Source organism: Riemerella anatipestifer, from assembly GCF_009932355.1.
In the GTDB taxonomy this organism is placed as follows: domain Bacteria; phylum Bacteroidota; class Bacteroidia; order Flavobacteriales; family Weeksellaceae; genus Riemerella; species Riemerella anatipestifer_E.
Window position 1 is genome coordinate 20,303 of the sequence record NZ_LEKU01000026.1, and the last position, 18,722, is coordinate 39,024.

Genomic DNA, 18,722 nt, shown 5'->3' on the forward strand with positions numbered 1-18,722 from the left:
TTTTATTTTTTTCTTGCCAAATTTAAACCGTCTCGCAAAGGTAAGATTAGATTTTCAAAATCGGGGTCTTTTGCTAAGATTTCGTTTAATTCTTTAATAACTTGCGTTGATTTATCTTTAGAATTTTCCTCTAAAACCTTACCGTACCAAAGTACATTATCAAACATCAAAACGCCACCCGAATTTAGTCTATCTTTCACAGCATTGAAATAATTAACATAATTACCCTTATCCGCATCTACAAAAACCATATCAAACATTTCTTGGGTTGAATTAAGATAATCCAAAGCGTTCTCTAGCCTAAAATCTATCTTGTCAGAATAGATGCTTTCTTCAAAATATTTCTTTGGGATATAGGCTAAATCTTCATTGATGTCTAAAGTAGTGATTTTACCTTCGTCAGGTAAACCTTCAGCCATTGACAAAGTAGCGTATCCTGTAAACGTCCCAATTTCTAGCACCGATTTAGGACGCAAAAGTTGAGAAATAATAGACAACAACCTCCCCTGCTGAACGCCTGAAATCATATGAGGCTGTGTCGTTTTCTGATAAGTTTCTCTCCTTAATTTTCTAAGAATTTCAGGTTCACTAGATGTATGCAGTTCCAAATAGCGATCCATATCGGGACATTGTTCTTCAAAAAAACCCATAAGTTTCTGAATAATTTAATTTTAATTAAAAAAACACCTCACTAATATAGATAAAATTAGTGAGGTATTGTAAATTTTGTATGAGATAATTTATTTTTTCACTGGAGCGATGTCCATAAGTTTCATAAACTCATCTAGTTTAGGCATAATAATGATTTCCGTTCTACGGTTTTCTGCACGCCCAGACACACTCATATTAGTCGCCTTAGGGTTATACTCGCTACGCCCTCCAGCCGTAATTCTACTTGGGTCTACCCCAAACTGATTCTGCAATACTTTAGCTACAGAAGTTGCTCTTAAAGCTGATAAATCCCAATTGTCTTTCGGCAAACTCGCAGAGTTAAGCGGCACATTGTCTGTATTTCCTTCAATTAAAACAGAATATTTATCATAGTCGTTAATCACTTTAGCTACCTTTCCTAGCACTTCTTGTGCCGCTGGAAGAATATTATAATCTCCTGATCTGTAAAGCATTTTATCAGAAAGTGAAATCATTACCACTCCTTTAAGTACCTTTACCTGAACATCTTGGTCAGCCACATTATCTAACGAACGCTTAAGTTTGTTAGATAATGCTAAATTTAAACTATCATTTCTTGCATTAGTAGAAATAAGTTGCTTAATATAAGCATTAGACGCGTTAATTTCTCCAACCAATTTATCAATATTTGCAGAAGATTTTCCACTATTAGAAAGACAAGCATCTAGCGAAGACTTAAGAGCTTCATTTTGTCTGTTCAGAAGGTCATTTTGACTTGTTAATCCTGCATTAGAGGACTTTAAATCTTGAATTTCTCTTTGACGCTCGGCTGCACTTTCTAGGCAGTCTTTGTAGTTAAGATTTAAGGCATCATACTGCTTTTTGCTGACGCACGAGGTCATTGCAAGTGCCATTGCCCCAACAGTTAAAATTTTTGTAAACTTCATCTTAATCATTTTTAATAGTTCTTCAAAGATAATAAAATTTGTGTGAAACCTAGATTTTTTAACCAAGATTAACAAAACCTATACCAAGCTATTCTTATCTGTATAGTTGAGTTTAAAGAATATTGCCGTCATAATTGAAAACGCTAGCAAAGAACTTCCTCCATAACTAAAATACGGCAACGGAATCCCAACGGTAGGAAATAACCCCATTACCATACCAATGTTAATACTAAAATGCAGTAATAAAATAGAAGCAAAACTGTAACCAAATACCCGATTAAAAGTGCTTTTTTGTTGTTCTGCTAAATAATATATTCTGCCAATATAAATAGCATAAAAAATAATTAGCAAAATACTACCTAGAAACCCCCATTCTTCGCCTACGGTACAGAAGATATAATCGGTCTCTTGCTCTGGCACAAATTTACCTTGTGTTACCGAACCTTGCTTATAGCCTTTACCAGTAAAACCTCCAGAACCAATAGCCGTTTTGGAATACAATAAATTATACCCCGAAGTATCTCTAAAAGCTCGCTCGCCTTTGTAAAGCACTTCTATTCTTTCTCTCTGATGTTTAGGCAATTTTTCCAGTATCATTTTGGAAGAATATGCCATTCCTCCCAACAGCAAAAATCCTAAAGCAATTGCAATAATATTAACGGGAATCCATTTAATTTTATTCTGATTAAAAAATAGGAGTAAAGCTAAAAAAACAAACGTAATGATAACAGCATAAATAGGGTTTATTTCCAAATTTATTTCTAAATACAACGAACCTAAAAACACTAAAGCAAAAATACCAATACCACCGAAAAACCACCCTGTAAGCCCTTCTCTATAAAGTGCTATCACAAAAGCCATAAAAACGAGTAAAGACCCAACATCAGGAATCATAAGCACCACCACCCCTGGTATTGCTATAATAGCAAATGCTGTGAGAAACGACCGTTTATCTTTAAGATTGAAATCAGGGTGTGAGGCATAATTGGCCAACATCAGAGCTGTACCAATTTTAGCAAATTCTACAGGTTGCATGGTTATTCCGCCAAACTTATACCAGTTCTTTTGTCCTAAAATTTCGGTTCCAAACGGAAACAATCCTATCAACAAAAGAACACCAAGTATGTAGAAAATGCCCGATAAATTCTCAAAAAACTTAGACCTTGTAACGAAAATAATAAACCCAACAAACAGAGAGATTCCAAAAAAAATAAGTTGTTTTTTTCCTAATCCTTCATCTACACTATTGATATTGAATATAGCAAAAATGCAGATAAGAATGTAGAGCCCTATCCCAAGTTTATCTATTCCTTCTGCTTTGTTCATTTTTTACGCTTTTAAGTTTTAAAGAATCTATTTTTAGTTTTAGTTCTTGTTTCTTTTTCTCTGGAAGATTAATTTTAAGACTATCTTGCAACTTCACAATTGCTAAGCTATCTGTATTAGGTTTATACAAGCCTTTTCGTTTTAAATCTTGTATCCATTGTCTTCTATACTCTGGCATAAAGCTAGAGGAAACCATTTTTCTATAAAGATGTTCTCTTTTAATTTCTCCTGTTAAATATTTTTCCGCTATAATTGTACAAGCAGGACCTGCCCATGTAGCCCCAAAACCTGCGTGCTCCATCACTGCTGCCACTACAATTTTAGGATCTTCGGCAGGAGCTATCATAGTATAAATAGAGTTATCTTTACCTTGAGGTACCTGTGCTGTACCCGTTTTTGCCATCTGAGTAAAATCATTGGATTTCAAGCCTCTACCTGTCCCTCTAAGTACCACAGCTTCCATTCCTTTGAGAACCGCATCATAAAAGGCTTTATTTTGAACCAGAGTTTTATGTTTCTTCTTAAATCTAGGGTCTGGATTAGGTTTACCATCTACTGATTTTACAATGTGAGGTGTGTAGAACCAACCCTTGTTGGCTATCGCTGCTGTAAAATTGGCTACTTGTAAAGGTGTTAGAAGTATATCTCCTTGCCCCATTCCATTAAAGACAGCTCCCGTAGCTAGAGGATCCCACTTTTTAGCATCTCCTGTTCTACCACTCGCTTTGTAAATAGAAGCCATTCTTTTTTCATAGAACTCTCCACTAGGGATTTGCCCTTTTGCTCCCACCGCCAAATCGTTATTCAAATACACACCTAGCCCAAAGCTATTCATAATTTCCTTCCATTCATCAACTCCTTTAGACGGATTACCCGGGTACTTGTTAATAATGGCTAAGTAAGCATAAGAAAAATAACAGTTACTAGATACTTGTATTGATGGAATCAGAGGGTCTGCACCACCATGACCTTTAATCCTCAAGCCTCTATAATTAAACCCTCCTCCACAAGGGAATACAGTGTTTGGAGTCATCACGCCCATTTGCATCGCTGCCAGAGCTGTTACTAATTTAAAGGTTGAGCCTGGAGGATAAGCCGCTTGGATAGACCTGTCAAACATGGGCATATCAAACTTATCCGTCTGAAGCCTATAAATATTTTTATTTTTATCTGGACCTGTAAAAGCTGAAGGATCTACATCTGGACCTGTTGCTAAAGCTAATATTTCCCCTGTTTTAGGGTCTAAAGCAACTATTGCTCCACGCTTGTTTACCAGCATTTCCTCTGCAATCCTTTGCAAATCATAATCTATAGTAAGGGTTAAATCTTTTCCTGTAACTACTTCTTTATCTAATTCCCCATCTTTGTAAGGTCCAATACTTCTTAGTTTAATATCCTTTTGTATGTATTGTACTCCTTTTTCTCCTCTAAGTTCCTTTTCATAAGATTTCTCTACACCTGATTTCCCTATGATGTCTCCAGGAAGATAGTACAAAGAGTCCTTCTTAATATCCGCCTGATTAACTTCATTTGTAAAGCCAAGTAAATTACCCGAAGTAGCTACCTCATACTTTCTTTGTGGACGAGTAACGATATTAAACGCTGGGTATTTAAAAATAAGTTCCTGAATTCTAGCCATTTCTTCTCTAGAAAGATTTTTCATGAAAGTCATTGGCTGTACTTTGGAGTAATACTGGTCTTTTTTTATCTCCTTGATTTTTTTTATAAAATCTTGCTTACTAATTCTAACCAAATTACAGAAACCAATAGTATCAAAATCTGGTCTCATAAGTGCTTGGGTAAACGAAATCTCATAAGATTGTTTATTCCCAACCAAAATTTTACCATTCCTATCGAATATAATACCTCTTTGTGGGATAATATATTCTGTTTTTATGGAGGTGTTTGCAGCGTTTAATGCATATCTATCTGTAAATAATTGCAAATAAGCCAACCTCGCTATAAAAATGACAGCGATAAGTGATAAAACGATACTAATTTTGTAAAAAGGTTTCAAACTTTTTGCTTGATTTTAAATATTAAAACATACAGCAAAATAAACACAAATGAAATAACCGAAGTTATTAAAACATTAAGGGATATTTCTAGAATTCTGTTCAGTTTAAAAAATTCTATAAACTGTACCAGTAGCTGATGTATCAATATACTAAAGAAAATATACATTAAAAACTGTGTCCATTGTATATTTTGAAATGAAAAGCTATCTGTAGCCTCGTTATCTATTGAAGTTTTGAAGATAAGCGTTCTAAAGTAAGCGATAATAGTCATCGCTAAAGCATTGATACCCCATGTTCCTAAAAAAGCATCTATCCCTAAACCTAAAACAAAACCCACCACTAGAAATACATAAAGGTTTCTATAGAATGGATAAAACATAATAAGTACAGGATAAACCACAGGAGTATAAGCCCCCGCTATAGAGATTTTATTAAACAAAAATATCTGAGCTGTTACTAGAATAACCGAAAACAGTATATCTGTAAAAATATTTCTACTTATCATCTTTCTTTATCACAGCGTTTAAACTATCCTGCACTTGTTGTAATTCTACTTTTTGTAGATTTTTTACAACAAATACTTTTTTAACATTCCCCATATCCTGACCAAGCTCCACGCTTATATCCCAAAAACCAGTCTTAGTATCTACCTGAAAACCTGCTATAGTTCCAATAGACACGCCTGCTGGGAAAACATCAGACTTTCCATCAGTTATCACTGTATCTCCCACTTTTACAGGCACATACTTAGGAATATCTGATAAATGCATCACTCTAGAGTCATCTCCTCTCCAAGTAAGAGTTCCGAAATAACCTGTATTTTTAAGAGCTGCATTCACCCTCATTTTGTTTACACTAAGTACAGACTGCACAATGGAATAATTATTCATACTGTTGATGACAATACCTGCTACTCCATTTGAGGCGATAACGCCCATTTTAGACTGCACTCCTTGATTTTTTCCTCTATTGATAGTGAAATAATTATCTCTTCTAATGATGGTGTTGCTCATCACATCAGCATCAATAATATGATAAATTTGTGAATTTTTATCCACATCCTTCACTCTGATATTTCTAGGGACACTCTTGTAGTTTTTACCATATACCTGCTCCATTAAAGCTTTATTCTGCTCTACTAATTCATCATTTATTTGTTTAAGTTTTAAATAGTTGGCTCCTTCATCTATATATCCAGAAACCCAAGAATTAAACGATGCCACTTGTCCCGCTAAAAAGGATTGTTGCATAGAATTCCGAGTGAAAATAAGAAACAAGGCTACTATTTGTAAAAAAATAAAAAATACAAATAAAGCATTTTTAGAAAAAAACCTCAGCAGATATCCCATAGAGGAAGTACTCTAAATTTTAGTTATTTAATAAGAAAATTAAACTTATCCATATTTTTAAGAGCAATCCCTGTACCTCTTACAACTGCTCTTAGAGGGTCTTCAGCTACAAATACAGGAAGTCCTGTTTTCTTATGAAGTCTATCTGCCAAACCTCTCAACAATGCTCCACCTCCCGCTAAGTAGATACCTGTTTTATAAATATCAGCCGCTAGTTCTGGTGGGGTCATAGAAAGAGTTTCCATTACCGCATCTTCTATTCTAATGATAGATTTGTCTAAGGCACGAGCTATCTCCTTGTAACCTATCATAATCTCTTTAGGTTTACCTGTAATTAAATCTCTACCTTGTACTGGAATATCTTCTATGTCTATATCAAGCTCTTCAACAGCAGAACCAACTTCTATTTTAATTCTTTCTGCAGTTCTTTCCCCTATGAATAAATTATGGTGTGTTCTAAGATAGTAAGCAATATCATTAGTAAATACATCTCCTGCAATCTTAACAGATTTATCACAAACGATACCTCCTAGTGCCACCACTGCAATCTCGGTAGTACCACCACCTATATCGATAATCATATTACCTTCAGGCTTTTGTACATCTATCCCCACACCTATTGCAGCCGCCATTGGTTCATAAATCAGCCTTACTTCTTTAGCATTAACCTTTTGAGCAGAATCTCTTACCGCTCTCTTCTCTACCTCAGTAATTCCTGAAGGAATACAAATTACAATCTTCAACGCAGGCTGAAATAGTTTACCTTTAATCCCTGGAATTTGCTTAATAAATTCCTTTATCATATGCTCAGAAGCGTGGAAGTCTGCAATTACTCCATCTTTAAGCGGACGCACAGTTCTAATATCTTCGTGCGTTTTACCTTGCATATGTTTAGCCTGTTCTCCCACAGCGATAGGTCTCCCTGACTGTCGGTCTATAGCCACAATAGAAGGCTGGTCTATAACAATTTTGTTATTATGTATAATTAGTGTGTTAGCTGTACCCAAATCTATCGCAATTTCCTGCGTAAATAAATCAAATAACCCCATTTTATTAGTAGTGTTTGTGATAAAATTATTTAAGTTTACAAAGATATAAATTTAGACTCACTTTAAATCATCTGATATTAAAAAAAATGTTAAAATTTAACTCCACACAAAAAGAGTAGCCAATTTAATAACCGCTACTCTTTTTATGATTTTTATGATTTTATTTTTGTCGGAAATAAACTTCTATAGGTACTCCCGTGAAACCAAACTCTTTACGCAACTGATTTTCTGTAAAGCGTTTGTATGGCTCCTTAACATACTGCGGCAAATTACAGAAAAACACAAATTGTGGTGATGGTGTAGGAAGTTGCACACAATATTTAATTTTAATGTATTTACCTTTAATAGCTGGAGGTGGCGTATGTTCAAATACAGGCAACATCACCTCATTGAGTTTAGAAGTTTTGATTTTCTTTTTACGATTTTCATAGACTTCTATAGCTACTTCTACCGCTTTCAAAATCCTTTGCTTGGTGAGAGCAGAAATAAATAAAATAGGTACATCACTAAACTGACCGATTCTCTTTTTGATATTATTCTCAAAATCTCTCATTGTGTTGGTTTCTTTCTCCACCAAATCCCATTTATTAACCAAAATCACAATACCTTTTCTATTTTTCTGTGCGATACCAAAAATATTCATATCCTGAGACTCCCAACCTTGTGTTGCATCTACCATGATGACTACTACATCGGAATGCTCAATCGCTCTAACAGAACGCATTACAGAATAGAACTCCAAGTTTTCGCTCACTTTGGACTTTTTACGCATACCCGCCGTATCTACCAACACAAATTCGTGTCCGAATTTATTGTAGATGGTTTCTATACTATCCCTTGTTGTCCCCGCAATATCTGTTACAATATTTCTTTTATTGTCTAATAAAGCATTAGTAAGCGTAGATTTCCCTACATTAGGACGCCCTGCAATGGTAATTCTAGGCAGACCATCAAAAGGGTCTTTGTATTCGGTTGTTGGGAAGTCAGCCACTACTGCATCTAATAAATCTCCTGTACCAGAACCTGTTGCAGAAGAAAGTGTATAATATTTTTCTATACCCAACTGATAAAATTCCGTTGCTGGTAATTCTTCCTTAGCCGAATCTACCTTGTTTACTACAATATAGATAGGCTTATTAGACCTTCTTAACAACTCATGAATTTCTTGGTCGGTATCCGTTAAACCTTCTTCCACATTGAGCATAAATATAATAGAAGTTGCCTCATCTACTGCTAGTTGCACCTGATGACGAATTTCTTCCTCAAAAATATCATCAGTACCTACATCATATCCTCCTGTATCTATTACGGTAAACTCTACTCCGTTCCATTCAGATTTACCGTAATGACGGTCTCTTGTAACGCCCGCTACAGAATCTACTATAGCTTCTCTTCTTTCTAGAAGCCTGTTGAATAAAGTGGATTTCCCTACATTAGGACGCCCCACTATGGCTACAATATTTGACATATCAAAAAATGTTTAATAAAAAATTATTAATGGGTTACTCCAACTTTTGGAGCCCAATTTTTTTTGCAAAGATAGTTTAATTATAAATAATAATAAGTTTTAGCTATTTTACCTCTAATCCCATCATAAACAAAGCCTAGGCTTATACTTGCCTAAGCTTTGTCTTCGTTATAAATTATACTTTTAATTATCTACTCCGCTTGTCTAAATACCAGCCCACTCTCTTTGAAGTAATCTAAAATAATGCGGTCGCCATCGTTCACATTACCTGCGAGGATTTCTTTAGAAAGCTGGTTAAGCACTTCCTGTTGCAACAATCTCTTAAGCGGTCTTGCCCCAAACGAAGGGTCATAACCTTTCTCTCTAATGTAGTTTAGTGCATCTTCGGTAGATGTTAAAATGATATTTTTCTTTTCCAACATCTTATTAAAGCCTCTCAATAAGTACTGTATAATTTTACCTATCTCCTTCTTATTAAGCGGTTGGAAGAGCACCACCTCATCTATCCTATTGATAAACTCTGGACGCAACGACTGTTTAAGCACTCCGAAAACTTCCTCTTTAGTTTTAGAAACTATTTCTTCCTGATTTTCTTCTGTAAGCCCTTCAAAATTTTCTTGAATAATATGAGAGCCTAAGTTAGAAGTCATAATCACGATGGTGTTTTTAAAATTAACAACACGACCTTTATTATCCGTAAGCCTTCCGTCATCTAACACCTGCAATAAGGTATTGAATACATCAGGGTGAGCCTTTTCTATCTCGTCTAAAAGCACTACCGAATAAGGTCTTCTTCTTACCGCTTCCGTAAGTTGTCCGCCCTCATCATAGCCTACATATCCTGGAGGAGCTCCCACCAATCTAGACACCGAATGACGCTCTTGATATTCACTCATATCAATACGAGTCATATTATTTTCATCATCAAATAGGAATTCTGCTAATGCTTTTGCCAGCTCGGTTTTACCTACTCCCGTAGTTCCTAAAAATAGGAATGAACCAATTGGTTTTTTCTCATCATTAAGCCCTGCACGATTTCTTCTGATAGCGTTAGCTACCGCTTCTATAGCTTCCTCTTGCCCCACTACTCTTTTGTGAAGTTCGTCTTCTAGGTGAAGTAATTTTTCTCTCTCGCTTTGGAGTAGCTTTGTTACAGGAATTCCCGTCCATTTAGAAATAACTTCGGAGATATGCTCTGCCGTTACCTCTTCTTTAATAAGTTCATTTTGGTTATTCTGCATCAGGAGTTCTATCTTACGAAGCTCCTCTTCCTTTTCCCTTAGCTTACCATACTGAATTTCTGAAACCTTGGCATAGTCACCTAATCTCTGAGCCCTTTCCGCTTCTAGTTTCAACGCCTCAATGTCTTTTTTAATCTGAGTTAAATCTTCAGACTTTTGCTTTTCTTGTAACCACTTTGCATTGATTTCGTTTCTTTCCTCGGTTACCTTAGCTATATCCTCTTTAAGGTGGTCTATTTTAGTTTGGTTACCTTCTCTAGAAATTGCAGCAAGCTCTATCTCTAGCTGCATTAATTTTCTATCTAGAATATCCAACTCTTCAGGCTTGGAATTGATTTCCATTCTTAGTTTAGAAGAAGCCTCGTCTATCAAGTCAATAGCTTTATCTGGAAGAAAACGGTCTGATATATAACGCTGAGACATTTCCACCGCAGCGATAATAGCTTCATCTTTAATCCTGATTTTATGATGGAATTCGTACTTATCCTTAATCCCCCTCAAGATAGAAATTGCCGACTCCGTGTCTGGTTCTTCCACCATTACTTTTTGGAAACGACGTTCCAATGCTTTATCTTTTTCAAAATATTTTTGATACTCGTTAAGCGTGGTTGCTCCTATAGCTCTAAGCTCTCCTCTAGCCAAAGCTGGTTTTAGGATATTAGCAGCATCCATGGCTCCTTCTCCACCTCCAGCACCTACTAGAGTGTGTATTTCATCTATAAACAAGATGATTTGTCCATCGGATTTCGTTACTTCATTAACCACAGATTTCAGACGCTCTTCAAACTCGCCTTTGTATTTAGCCCCAGCAACCAATGCTCCCATATCTAAGGAATAAAGTGTTTTATCCATTAGGTTTTCTGGTACATCTCCCGAAATAATCCTGTGTGCAATCCCTTCAGCAATAGCAGTTTTACCAACTCCAGGCTCTCCTATAAGGATAGGATTGTTTTTGGTTCTCCTAGAAAGAATTTGCAATACACGGCGGATTTCCTCATCTCTACCAATCACAGGGTCTAGTTTGCCCTCCGCAGCGAGTTCGTTAAAATTCTTAGCATACTTGCTCAAACTTTGATAAGTTTCCTCCGAACTCGCCGAAGTAGCCTTACTCCCTTTCCTAAGCTCTTTTATTCCTGCTTCTAGCAAAGCCTTGGTAACTCCCATATCTTTAAGTAAAGAAGATACCGAAGATGAAACCTCTATCAAAGCCAACCAAAGGTGTTCTATAGTAACATATTCGTCTCCCATTTTTTTAGCCAAATTAGGAGCTTCCAAAAGCACTCTATTACCTGCTTGGGAAAGATACAAACTACCACCTTCTACCTTAGGAAGTGTTTCTAAATTTTGCCTGTTACGCTCTCTGATGAGAGTAGCATCTGCTTCTGATTTTTTTAGTAGAAAGCTAGAAATGGTATCATCGCTTTCAAAAATACCCTCCAAAATATGCTGAGGTTCTATACTTTGGTGCCCGAACGCCATAGCTAACTGCTGTGCCTTCTGAATCACCTCTTGTGATTTTACTGTAAACTGATTTAAATTCATAATGATATATGTGATTTTTGTTTAAACTTTATTTTTACACTCTGAGATTAACAAAAAGCGTTCTATCATAAAAACTACCTAAAAATAAGACATAATTTCCTGTTTTAAATTTACAAAACCAATAAAATAAGACATATTTTCTTGTTTTGTTTAAAATATTATCAACTTAAAGAAAAAAATAAAAGCATCACCAACTTGAAAAAAGGTAGAAGATATTTGTCTAGTAGATAAATAGTTTATACATTTGTCTCGTCTTTATGCAATACACTATCAACAACATACAAGAAAATGTAAAAAAGTTACAGAATTATTTGGCTGTTCCAAATAATTTCGTAAACACACACACACACACACACACACACACACACACACACACACACACAGATTAGTTTCGTGGGTATGTGCTGTATTATCTAGAAAATTCTTTAGACTTTTATCGTTAAACCAAAATATTGTTCCGCCAACTTTCGTTGGGGGCTTTTTTAGTTTATCTCATTTTCAATTTAGCTTTCATCAATATCTACTAAAAGCACCATTGTTTTGTCTTAAAACTTGGTCGTTCTTGTTGGGTGCTTTTAGTGTTCAGAAAGGGAGTTTTTGCTTTCTTTCTGCTTCAGCCTTTCCTCTCGTTTTGTGTGTGTTTAGAGAGGGAAGGCATTTTTTAATGTTAGAACTTAGATATGAGATATTAGAGTTTGGTATCATCTCAACTCTTAAGTCCAATATACAACACTCAATATCCAGAATCCAACATCTAAAATCTAACCCTTTAAATATTATAAATTATGTCAATTAAGTACAAAACCATTCAGAAAGCCCAACCAGGTGTGGCGGGCGGAGGTGACAAAAAATTCTATGCATCGCCTGTGTATCAAGGAGAGAAAACTCTAGAAGGTCTTACCAAAGACATCGAGAAGATTTCTACCGTAAGTGGAGCGGACATCAGAGCGGTGCTTTATGCCCTCGTAGATGTGATGCAAACCTCATTATCAGAAGGACGAATTGTAAGGCTAGGCGAACTCGGCAGTATGAGAGTGAGCCTTAGCAGCGAGGGCAAAGCTAAGGAAGAGGAAATAACTTCGGCAGCAATAAAGTCAGCAAAAGTATTGTTTACCCCAGGGTCTGACCTTAAAAAGATGCTACAAACGCTGAAGTTTGAGAAAGCCTAGCTACCCACAAAAAATTTCCTAGCTAGGAAATCTTAATTCCCTAGTTAGGAAATTCTGAACGCCAAGCTAGGGAATTTTAACCCAAAGAATGACAAAGAAAAAATTAAACGAAATCATTAACAACCTTAAAATTAAATTTTATGAAAACAAAGACTACAAAATTAAGTGTACTTGCTTTTTTAGGACTAGGGCTAGTGGCTTATGGGCAAGATTATAGTGGTAAAATAGGGATTAACTATAACAAGCCTAATGCTACTTTAGAAATCAAAGGGAAGTCAGACAACACAGATAAGACTTTAGAAGGATTGATAATCCCAAATGTGAGTAAAAATAAAGCTTATCTCATGACGACTAATACAGAGATGCCTCTTAAAGAATCTACTTTAATCTATGTAGATAATATTTCAGATTACACCACCTCTCCAGTAGATACTAAAGTAGCAGATATTACAGAAAAAGGTTACTATTTTTGGAATGGAACCAAGTGGGTGAAAACCGTTGGGAGTATTAGTGGAAATACAGGAGGCGGACTTTGGGCAGAGAGATTTAATACTAGTAGTGGGCTAAAAGAAACCTATTTAGTTTCTGCCAATAATGATGGATTGAAATATGATTATGATAAAACAGGGCTTACACTTGATTTTATAAACCCAACAGGGAGTACTGATACCTTTGATACATCAGCCACTATTAGTAGCTACGGTTTTTTTTCAACAAGGTTTCATAATCATGGTTACGGACCTTCTCTTGCATTAAGCGGAGGAAGAGGACAAAAAAATAACCCTTTGGATTCACAAGCTGGAGATGTATTGGGTAGAATTTACTTCAATCCTGTGCTTAAAGGAAGTACACATGGTTATGGAGCCGTTATTCAAACTAAGCTACTTGAAGTAAAATCACCAGATTCTTTTTCTACAAATTTGACACTTGGAGCAAGAGGTATTGGGGAGACCACCCCTTACTACACAATGGTTCTAACAGAAACTAACAGAGTTGGGATAGGTACAGCTAATCCCGAAAGTAGATTACAAGTAATAGGAGAAATACGAGGAAATGGGCTAAGAGCTGATGGAGCTGAAACTATGGGAGGAATGTTAATACTTCAAAATCCTAAAAAAACTGGTGATAATCAGGTTGAAAGATGGGTGTTTTCAAACACAAATGCCGCAGATACTTCATGGGGGTCTTATCGTGATGGGCTCTCTCTATGGAAGTACAATAAGAACTCTACAGAAGGGGTATCTAACCCTGTTTTATTTATCTCAGATAAAGGAGCTGTAGGCATTGGTCCAAATTATGTTTACAGTCCATCTTCACCAGATAACTATCCTATGACAGAACGATTAAATGTAGATGGAGCTATTTCTGCAAGGAGTCTTTTGGGTGATGGAATTCGTAATGTAGTAGCTGATGCTAACGGGAAGTTGATTATTGGAAATGAATCTAATGGAGGAGCATTGTCTAAACTTTGGTCTAATGATTCTACTACTAAATTAGTCAAGCTTATCAATATTTCTGATGGTCTTACACCTAGAACTGAGAGTAATCGTGTAACTATAGCAGATGACGGAGCTATTACTGCTAAAAGTTTTATAGGATATAACGGAGCTACCATCTTTCCAGACTATGTGTTCCAAAAGTATTATACAGGTACTTCTAGCATTAAATCAGATTATAACTTTAAAACCCTAAGCCAAGTAGAAGACTTTGTAAAGACCAATGGGCATTTACCAGGGTATTTATCAGCTTCTAAAATCAAAGAGCAAGGTTATATAGACCTTATGGCTACACAGCTTACCAATGTAGAGAAGATAGAAGAACTTTATTTACATCTTTTAGAAAAAGATAAAGAGGTAAAAGAGCTCAAAGAAAGACTAGAAAAATTAGAGAAACTCTTACAAAAATAATCTTCTTACAAAAGTCTTCCGCTTAGGCGGGAGATTTTTAGTATATTTGTGTAACAAATTAACTAGCTTATGAAAAAGCAACTTTTATTTTTTTTAGGAATGCCTGCTCTAGCTTTAGCACAACTAACAGCAGGAGTTCAGACTTATAGTGTTTCGGGGCGAAGCTATGATGTTACAACACCATCTGACTATAATCCCGCTAAAGAATATCCTATCGTATTTGAGTTACACTCTTTTGATAAGGATAGAACCCAAATGAATGACCCTAATGTCATCAACGAACAACAATACATTTCCGTTCGTCCTGAGGGAACTAGCGTATTTGGGGTACGAGCTTGGAATTCTTGGAACATCACTAAAAGCCTAGGATTTGGTGATGATGTAAATTACATCACTGCAGTTTACAACGATATTAAAACTAAACTAGGCAGTAAATTCAATGCTGATAAAGTCTATGTATATGGCTTTAGTAACGGAGGGGCTATGGCAATAAAAATGGTAGAGGAAACTTCTTTGTTTAAAGCTGCCGTCATCCGTTCTATGAGTTTTGAAAGCGGACATAACATTCCATCTACAGCTTCTAAAGTCCCGATGATATTTATTCACGGTACGGCAGACGAAACTGTACCTTATCAAGGCGGAAGCGGGAAGTATGGTATTATGGCTCCTAATTTTGAATCTATTAAAACCACCGTTGACAAGTGGGCTTCTCATCTAGGACTTTCCCAACCTGTAGAAATAAAATATCTAAAGGGGAGTTCTACTGCATCAGATAAAGATTTCTATTTTAGAGAATATTCTAACGCTACAAACCCCATCTACTTCTTCGTGATAGATGGTGGTGTACACGCTACAGACCAGCAATTCTCTAATAGTAACATTAAAAGAGCTATGATTAAACTAGCACAAAACCCTAAATGTTACGGTATTTATAGACTTGCTTGTGCACAATAACTAAAAAAAGAGCTACTAAAAAAGTAGCTCTTTTTATTTCGATTAATATTTCATTATTTATTTCCAAGTCCAAAAATTCCATTCTGTACCATTGTACACACAAAGTTGTTCTTTACCTGGTGTATCATCAAAAGCCATCATCCCTGGAGCCGGATTAGCAATACTTTTTTGAACATCTTTAAATTTTGGTAATACTAATGCCTTAGAGGTACTCTCTAAAACCAAAATACTATTAGCTGTACTACTAGAAGCCCCCATAACTACTTGAGCAGTACTTTTTTCCACATTAGATGACAAAGAGGTATTTACTGGGATAGCATTAGTGGTACTAGCCAAATAGTTTAAATCTTGCCACAATCCGTTTATTTTAACTTTTACCTTTTTATCACTTCTATCTAAGACAAATGTACCATTAGGAGTAGCTGTATTGTCTACTAAATTGGCATGAGAAACCCCAACAACCCAAGGCAGTATAATCCCTTTTTTCTCTGCATTATTAAACTCTAGAAGCACTGAATCTCCACTAGAATTAGTATTGAGAGAGCCTGTACCGATATTAACCTGAGCCTTAAGAAAAGTTCCCGCACCTAATATTACTAATATCGCTGAATATATGTATTTCATTATTTCTATTTTTCTATTATCTCTACAAATTATTCTTATTATAGGAGGTTCCACTAGGACACCCCGTCTTATTCATACACTTCCACTCTCTTACTACCGTTGGAGATGTACTTGTTTCCACATAGGCTTTCAAACAATTTTCCACAGTATCATAAACTAACATACCTACCACAGGATTTTTTATAGCTAACATTTCACTTGTCATCATTCTTGTAATCGTAAAACCTTTAGAATCAGATTCTAAAGCTATATGCCCACCTTTACGAGACATTGGCCAATTTTCACTAGATTCTAAAGTAAGCCTACTCAAAGCACTAATCCCCACCTTAGTATCTAACTCCGTAGCTGAAGAACTATTGGCTAATGTACAAAAGCATCTATCATTAACAGAGGCGTTATTTGCATTATTTATCTCTTGTCCTACTAGATTAGCATCTATCTGTGCTATACCTTGAACACCAGAGGTATTATTAGCTGCCGTGTTTACAATCTCAGGGACACCATTAGCAGCAGTCATTTTAGAGACAATATCTGTTCCAGAAGTTGATATTGTACCATCTGCTTTGGCTATAATAGACCATTTTTTAGCGACAAAAGGAGTTGTCATATCTGCTGCAGCTAAATGTGCTATATTCACATTATCCGCTCCCTCCACCGCATCTGGACATCCATCTCCGTCTGAATCTGTATCCAAATCATTTGGCACGCCATCTCCATCTGTATCACAAGTAGTAGTTAATGCAAAAATAGAATAAGCTACATTATCCCCCGCTCCAATTCCTTTACTTGTAATGTTTATACTGCTTACTTTAAGATCTTTGGTTAAACCTCTGATATACAAATCAGACGCTGTAGTACCACCCGACGCAAATACAGCTTCACCCGTAGCTATATTATAAGACACTAATCCTTGATTTCGCCCTAATGCCACCTTTCCAAAACCTGAATTTGGTGTACTGCCATTAACTGTGATAGTATAAGTAGCATTAGGAGAAGCATTATTAGCATTAACATCGTTTATCATAATTGCGATTTCGTTAGCAGGAACAGGAGAAGCAAATGTTATTGTCATGTTTACATTAGCTAACGCCGCCACTCTATTATCCGCTCCAAGTTAACCAATACTATAGATTACCTGTTTGTCATTTACGGTTGTTACATTAGTCTGAGCAGTAGGAAACCCCGTATAAGATACGGTTGTAGAAGTTAATCCCTTCCATGTAGTAGATGTATTATTAGCTAAGAAGGTCTTGGGACATTCTGTTATATCTAAAATTCCATCATTATCATCATCTAAATCTTCAAAATCAACTATTCCATCTCCATCCGAATCCGGTGAAGAATATTGAGCTGGTGAAAGGACTACTATAAATAAAAATAGAAGCCTTATAAAGTAAATTTGTTTCATATTATTATCAAATTAATATATTATTGAATTATTTGAATTTTATCAAATAGCATGCCTAAAAAATTAACAACTTCAAAGTTAATCAAAAAAAAAGCTACAGCATATTAAATTTACTGTAGCTTTTATCTAATTATTAGGTAGTATTATTTTAACTCTACTTCTGCACCAGCTTCTTCTAGTTGCTTCTTAAGAGCTTCAGCCTCATCTTTAGAAACTCCTTCTTTAATTGGAGCAGGAGCACCATCTACGATGTCTTTAGCTTCTTTAAGACCAGCACCTGTTAAGTCTTTCACTAACTTAACGATAGCTAATTTAGAAGCTCCAGCTGATTTTAATATTACATCAAACTCAGTTTTTTCTTCAGCAGCTTCCCCAGCACCACCAGCAGCAGCAACTACTGTAGCAGCAGCAGGCTCGATACCGTACTCATCTTTAAGAATTTGAGCTAATTCATTTACATCTTTTACTGTAAGGTTTACAAGCGTTTCCGCTAAATTTTTTAAATCTGACATTTTCTTAATGTTTTTGTTGTTAAACGATTTATATTATTTTTTGAGTGTTTCTTTGTTAATTGGTAAAAAGGCTTACTCAGCACCTTCTTCCTTCATTTTGTCTTGGTTTTGAAGAGCAGAAAGAATATTTCTGATAGGAGACTGAAGTAATCCAATGATTTCTCCAAGCATCTCTTCCTTAGACTTAAGACTTGCAAGAGCACCTAGCTTGTCATCTCCAATATAGAAGGTTTCATCTAAGTAAGCTGCTTTTAGTGCAGGAAATTCTGCATTTTTTCTAAAGTCTTTAATCAGCTTAGCAGGAGCATTAGCCGTCTCTGAAATCATTAAAGCAGAATTACCTTTAAATGTTGCAAACATTTCAGAGTAATCTACTCCTTCCATTTGCTCCATTGCTTTTCTAAGTAAAGTATTTTTTACTACTTTTAACTTAATATTATTCTTGAAGGCTCTTCTTCTAAAATCTGAAGTCGCAGAAGCATTCATTCCTTCAAGGCTTGCTACATATACATTTTTAGCATCTTGTAGCAATTCTTTTATCTCTTGTATTACTAATACTTTTTCTTCTTTAGTCATTG

At 35.7% G+C, this 18,722-nt stretch carries 17 protein-coding genes; 3 read left to right on the forward strand and 14 right to left on the reverse strand.

Going from position 1 to position 18,722, the window contains the following annotated elements:
• Nucleotides 1-2: 2 nt before the first annotated feature.
• The 9 genes from GXW81_RS09685 to clpB form a co-directional block, all read right to left on the reverse strand.
• Nucleotides 3-650 carry an O-methyltransferase gene (locus GXW81_RS09685; protein ID WP_004916368.1) on the reverse strand — a complete coding sequence of 216 codons (648 nt, stop codon included), beginning with the start codon at nt 648-650 and terminating at the stop codon, nt 3-5.
• Between the two features lie 90 nt (nt 651-740).
• On the reverse strand, nt 741-1,577 hold the full coding sequence (locus tag GXW81_RS09690; protein ID WP_161532161.1) for an OmpA family protein: 837 nt from the start codon (nt 1,575-1,577) through the stop codon (nt 741-743).
• Nucleotides 1,578-1,655: 78 nt separating this feature from the next.
• Nucleotides 1,656-2,903 (reverse strand): rod shape-determining protein RodA, encoded by a 1,248-nt coding sequence (gene rodA, locus GXW81_RS09695; protein WP_004916364.1) that lies wholly within the window; start codon nt 2,901-2,903, stop codon nt 1,656-1,658.
• Nucleotides 2,878-4,920, reverse strand: a complete 2,043-nt coding sequence (locus GXW81_RS09700; protein ID WP_161532162.1) for a penicillin-binding protein 2 — start codon at nt 4,918-4,920, stop codon at nt 2,878-2,880. Before GXW81_RS09700 ends, rodA begins: the two co-directional genes overlap by 26 nt.
• Nucleotides 4,917-5,426: a rod shape-determining protein MreD gene (locus GXW81_RS09705; protein ID WP_161532163.1), complete on the reverse strand. Its 510-nt coding sequence runs from the start codon at nt 5,424-5,426 to the stop codon at nt 4,917-4,919. Before GXW81_RS09705 ends, GXW81_RS09700 begins: the two co-directional genes overlap by 4 nt.
• Entirely contained in the window at nt 5,416-6,270 is an 855-nt protein-coding gene (gene mreC, locus GXW81_RS09710; protein WP_161532164.1) for a rod shape-determining protein MreC, read from the reverse strand. Before mreC ends, GXW81_RS09705 begins: the two co-directional genes overlap by 11 nt.
• 23 nt (nt 6,271-6,293) lie before the next feature.
• Entirely contained in the window at nt 6,294-7,319 is a 1,026-nt protein-coding gene (locus GXW81_RS09715) for a rod shape-determining protein (RefSeq protein ID WP_004916356.1), read from the reverse strand.
• 160 nt (nt 7,320-7,479) lie between these two features.
• Nucleotides 7,480-8,787 carry a ribosome biogenesis GTPase Der gene (gene der, locus GXW81_RS09720; RefSeq protein WP_161532165.1) on the reverse strand — a complete coding sequence of 436 codons (1,308 nt, stop codon included), beginning with the start codon at nt 8,785-8,787 and terminating at the stop codon, nt 7,480-7,482.
• Nucleotides 8,788-8,978: 191 nt separating this feature from the next.
• On the reverse strand, nt 8,979-11,570 hold the full coding sequence (clpB, locus tag GXW81_RS09725; protein WP_161532166.1) for an ATP-dependent chaperone ClpB: 2,592 nt from the start codon (nt 11,568-11,570) through the stop codon (nt 8,979-8,981).
• 785 nt (nt 11,571-12,355) lie between these two features.
• Here clpB and GXW81_RS09730 point away from each other — a divergent pair.
• The 3 genes from GXW81_RS09730 to GXW81_RS09740 all read left to right on the forward strand — a co-directional run bounded on the left by GXW81_RS09730 (nt 12,356) and on the right by GXW81_RS09740 (nt 15,600).
• The gene (locus GXW81_RS09730) at nt 12,356-12,739 is read left to right on the forward strand and encodes an HU family DNA-binding protein (RefSeq protein WP_161532167.1); all 384 of its coding nucleotides are present in this window, start codon (nt 12,356-12,358) and stop codon (nt 12,737-12,739) included.
• 140 nt (nt 12,740-12,879) lie between these two features.
• Nucleotides 12,880-14,646, forward strand: a complete 1,767-nt coding sequence (locus GXW81_RS10575; RefSeq protein ID WP_260393594.1) for a hypothetical protein — start codon at nt 12,880-12,882, stop codon at nt 14,644-14,646.
• A gap of 69 nt (nt 14,647-14,715) precedes the next feature.
• Nucleotides 14,716-15,600 (forward strand): PHB depolymerase family esterase, encoded by an 885-nt coding sequence (locus tag GXW81_RS09740; protein ID WP_161532168.1) that lies wholly within the window; start codon nt 14,716-14,718, stop codon nt 15,598-15,600.
• A 57-nt stretch (nt 15,601-15,657) separates the two neighbouring features.
• Here GXW81_RS09740 and GXW81_RS09745 read toward each other — a convergent pair whose 3' ends face one another.
• From GXW81_RS09745 to rplJ, 5 genes are all read right to left on the reverse strand, one after another.
• Nucleotides 15,658-16,224 carry a hypothetical protein gene (locus GXW81_RS09745; protein WP_260393595.1) on the reverse strand — a complete coding sequence of 189 codons (567 nt, stop codon included), beginning with the start codon at nt 16,222-16,224 and terminating at the stop codon, nt 15,658-15,660.
• Between the two features lie 22 nt (nt 16,225-16,246).
• The gene (locus tag GXW81_RS10370; RefSeq protein WP_185153021.1) at nt 16,247-17,296 is read right to left on the reverse strand and encodes a hypothetical protein; all 1,050 of its coding nucleotides are present in this window, start codon (nt 17,294-17,296) and stop codon (nt 16,247-16,249) included.
• A 42-nt stretch (nt 17,297-17,338) separates the two neighbouring features.
• Entirely contained in the window at nt 17,339-17,632 is a 294-nt protein-coding gene (locus GXW81_RS09750; RefSeq protein WP_161532169.1) for a hypothetical protein, read from the reverse strand.
• A gap of 143 nt (nt 17,633-17,775) precedes the next feature.
• The gene (rplL, locus tag GXW81_RS09755) at nt 17,776-18,144 is read right to left on the reverse strand and encodes a 50S ribosomal protein L7/L12 (RefSeq protein ID WP_013447123.1); all 369 of its coding nucleotides are present in this window, start codon (nt 18,142-18,144) and stop codon (nt 17,776-17,778) included.
• A 72-nt stretch (nt 18,145-18,216) separates the two neighbouring features.
• Nucleotides 18,217-18,720 (reverse strand): 50S ribosomal protein L10, encoded by a 504-nt coding sequence (rplJ, locus tag GXW81_RS09760; RefSeq protein ID WP_004916775.1) that lies wholly within the window; start codon nt 18,718-18,720, stop codon nt 18,217-18,219.
• Between the last annotated feature and the right edge of the window lie 2 nt (nt 18,721-18,722).

What these genes read in the sequence shown, in the direction of transcription:
- mreC (WP_161532164.1), bottom strand. Translation starts at nt 6,270, where the DNA reads ATGGGATATCTGCTGAGGTTTTTTTCTAAAAATGCTTTATTTGTATTT.
- GXW81_RS10575 (WP_260393594.1), top strand. Translation starts at nt 12,880, where the DNA reads ATGAAAACAAAGACTACAAAATTAAGTGTACTTGCTTTTTTAGGACTA.
- GXW81_RS09730 (WP_161532167.1), top strand. Translation starts at nt 12,356, where the DNA reads ATGTCAATTAAGTACAAAACCATTCAGAAAGCCCAACCAGGTGTGGCG.
- GXW81_RS09685 (WP_004916368.1), bottom strand. Translation starts at nt 650, where the DNA reads ATGGGTTTTTTTGAAGAACAATGTCCCGATATGGATCGCTATTTGGAA.
- GXW81_RS09745 (WP_260393595.1), bottom strand. Translation starts at nt 16,224, where the DNA reads ATGAAATACATATATTCAGCGATATTAGTAATATTAGGTGCGGGAACT.
- der (WP_161532165.1), bottom strand. Translation starts at nt 8,787, where the DNA reads ATGTCAAATATTGTAGCCATAGTGGGGCGTCCTAATGTAGGGAAATCC.
- GXW81_RS09690 (WP_161532161.1), bottom strand. Translation starts at nt 1,577, where the DNA reads ATGAAGTTTACAAAAATTTTAACTGTTGGGGCAATGGCACTTGCAATG.
- clpB (WP_161532166.1), bottom strand. Translation starts at nt 11,570, where the DNA reads ATGAATTTAAATCAGTTTACAGTAAAATCACAAGAGGTGATTCAGAAG.
- GXW81_RS09750 (WP_161532169.1), bottom strand. Translation starts at nt 17,632, where the DNA reads ATGAAACAAATTTACTTTATAAGGCTTCTATTTTTATTTATAGTAGTC.
- rplL (WP_013447123.1), bottom strand. Translation starts at nt 18,144, where the DNA reads ATGTCAGATTTAAAAAATTTAGCGGAAACGCTTGTAAACCTTACAGTA.
- GXW81_RS09740 (WP_161532168.1), top strand. Translation starts at nt 14,716, where the DNA reads ATGAAAAAGCAACTTTTATTTTTTTTAGGAATGCCTGCTCTAGCTTTA.
- GXW81_RS10370 (WP_185153021.1), bottom strand. Translation starts at nt 17,296, where the DNA reads ATGACAATAACATTTGCTTCTCCTGTTCCTGCTAACGAAATCGCAATT.
- GXW81_RS09715 (WP_004916356.1), bottom strand. Translation starts at nt 7,319, where the DNA reads ATGGGGTTATTTGATTTATTTACGCAGGAAATTGCGATAGATTTGGGT.
- rodA (WP_004916364.1), bottom strand. Translation starts at nt 2,903, where the DNA reads ATGAACAAAGCAGAAGGAATAGATAAACTTGGGATAGGGCTCTACATT.
- GXW81_RS09705 (WP_161532163.1), bottom strand. Translation starts at nt 5,426, where the DNA reads ATGATAAGTAGAAATATTTTTACAGATATACTGTTTTCGGTTATTCTA.
- rplJ (WP_004916775.1), bottom strand. Translation starts at nt 18,720, where the DNA reads ATGACTAAAGAAGAAAAAGTATTAGTAATACAAGAGATAAAAGAATTG.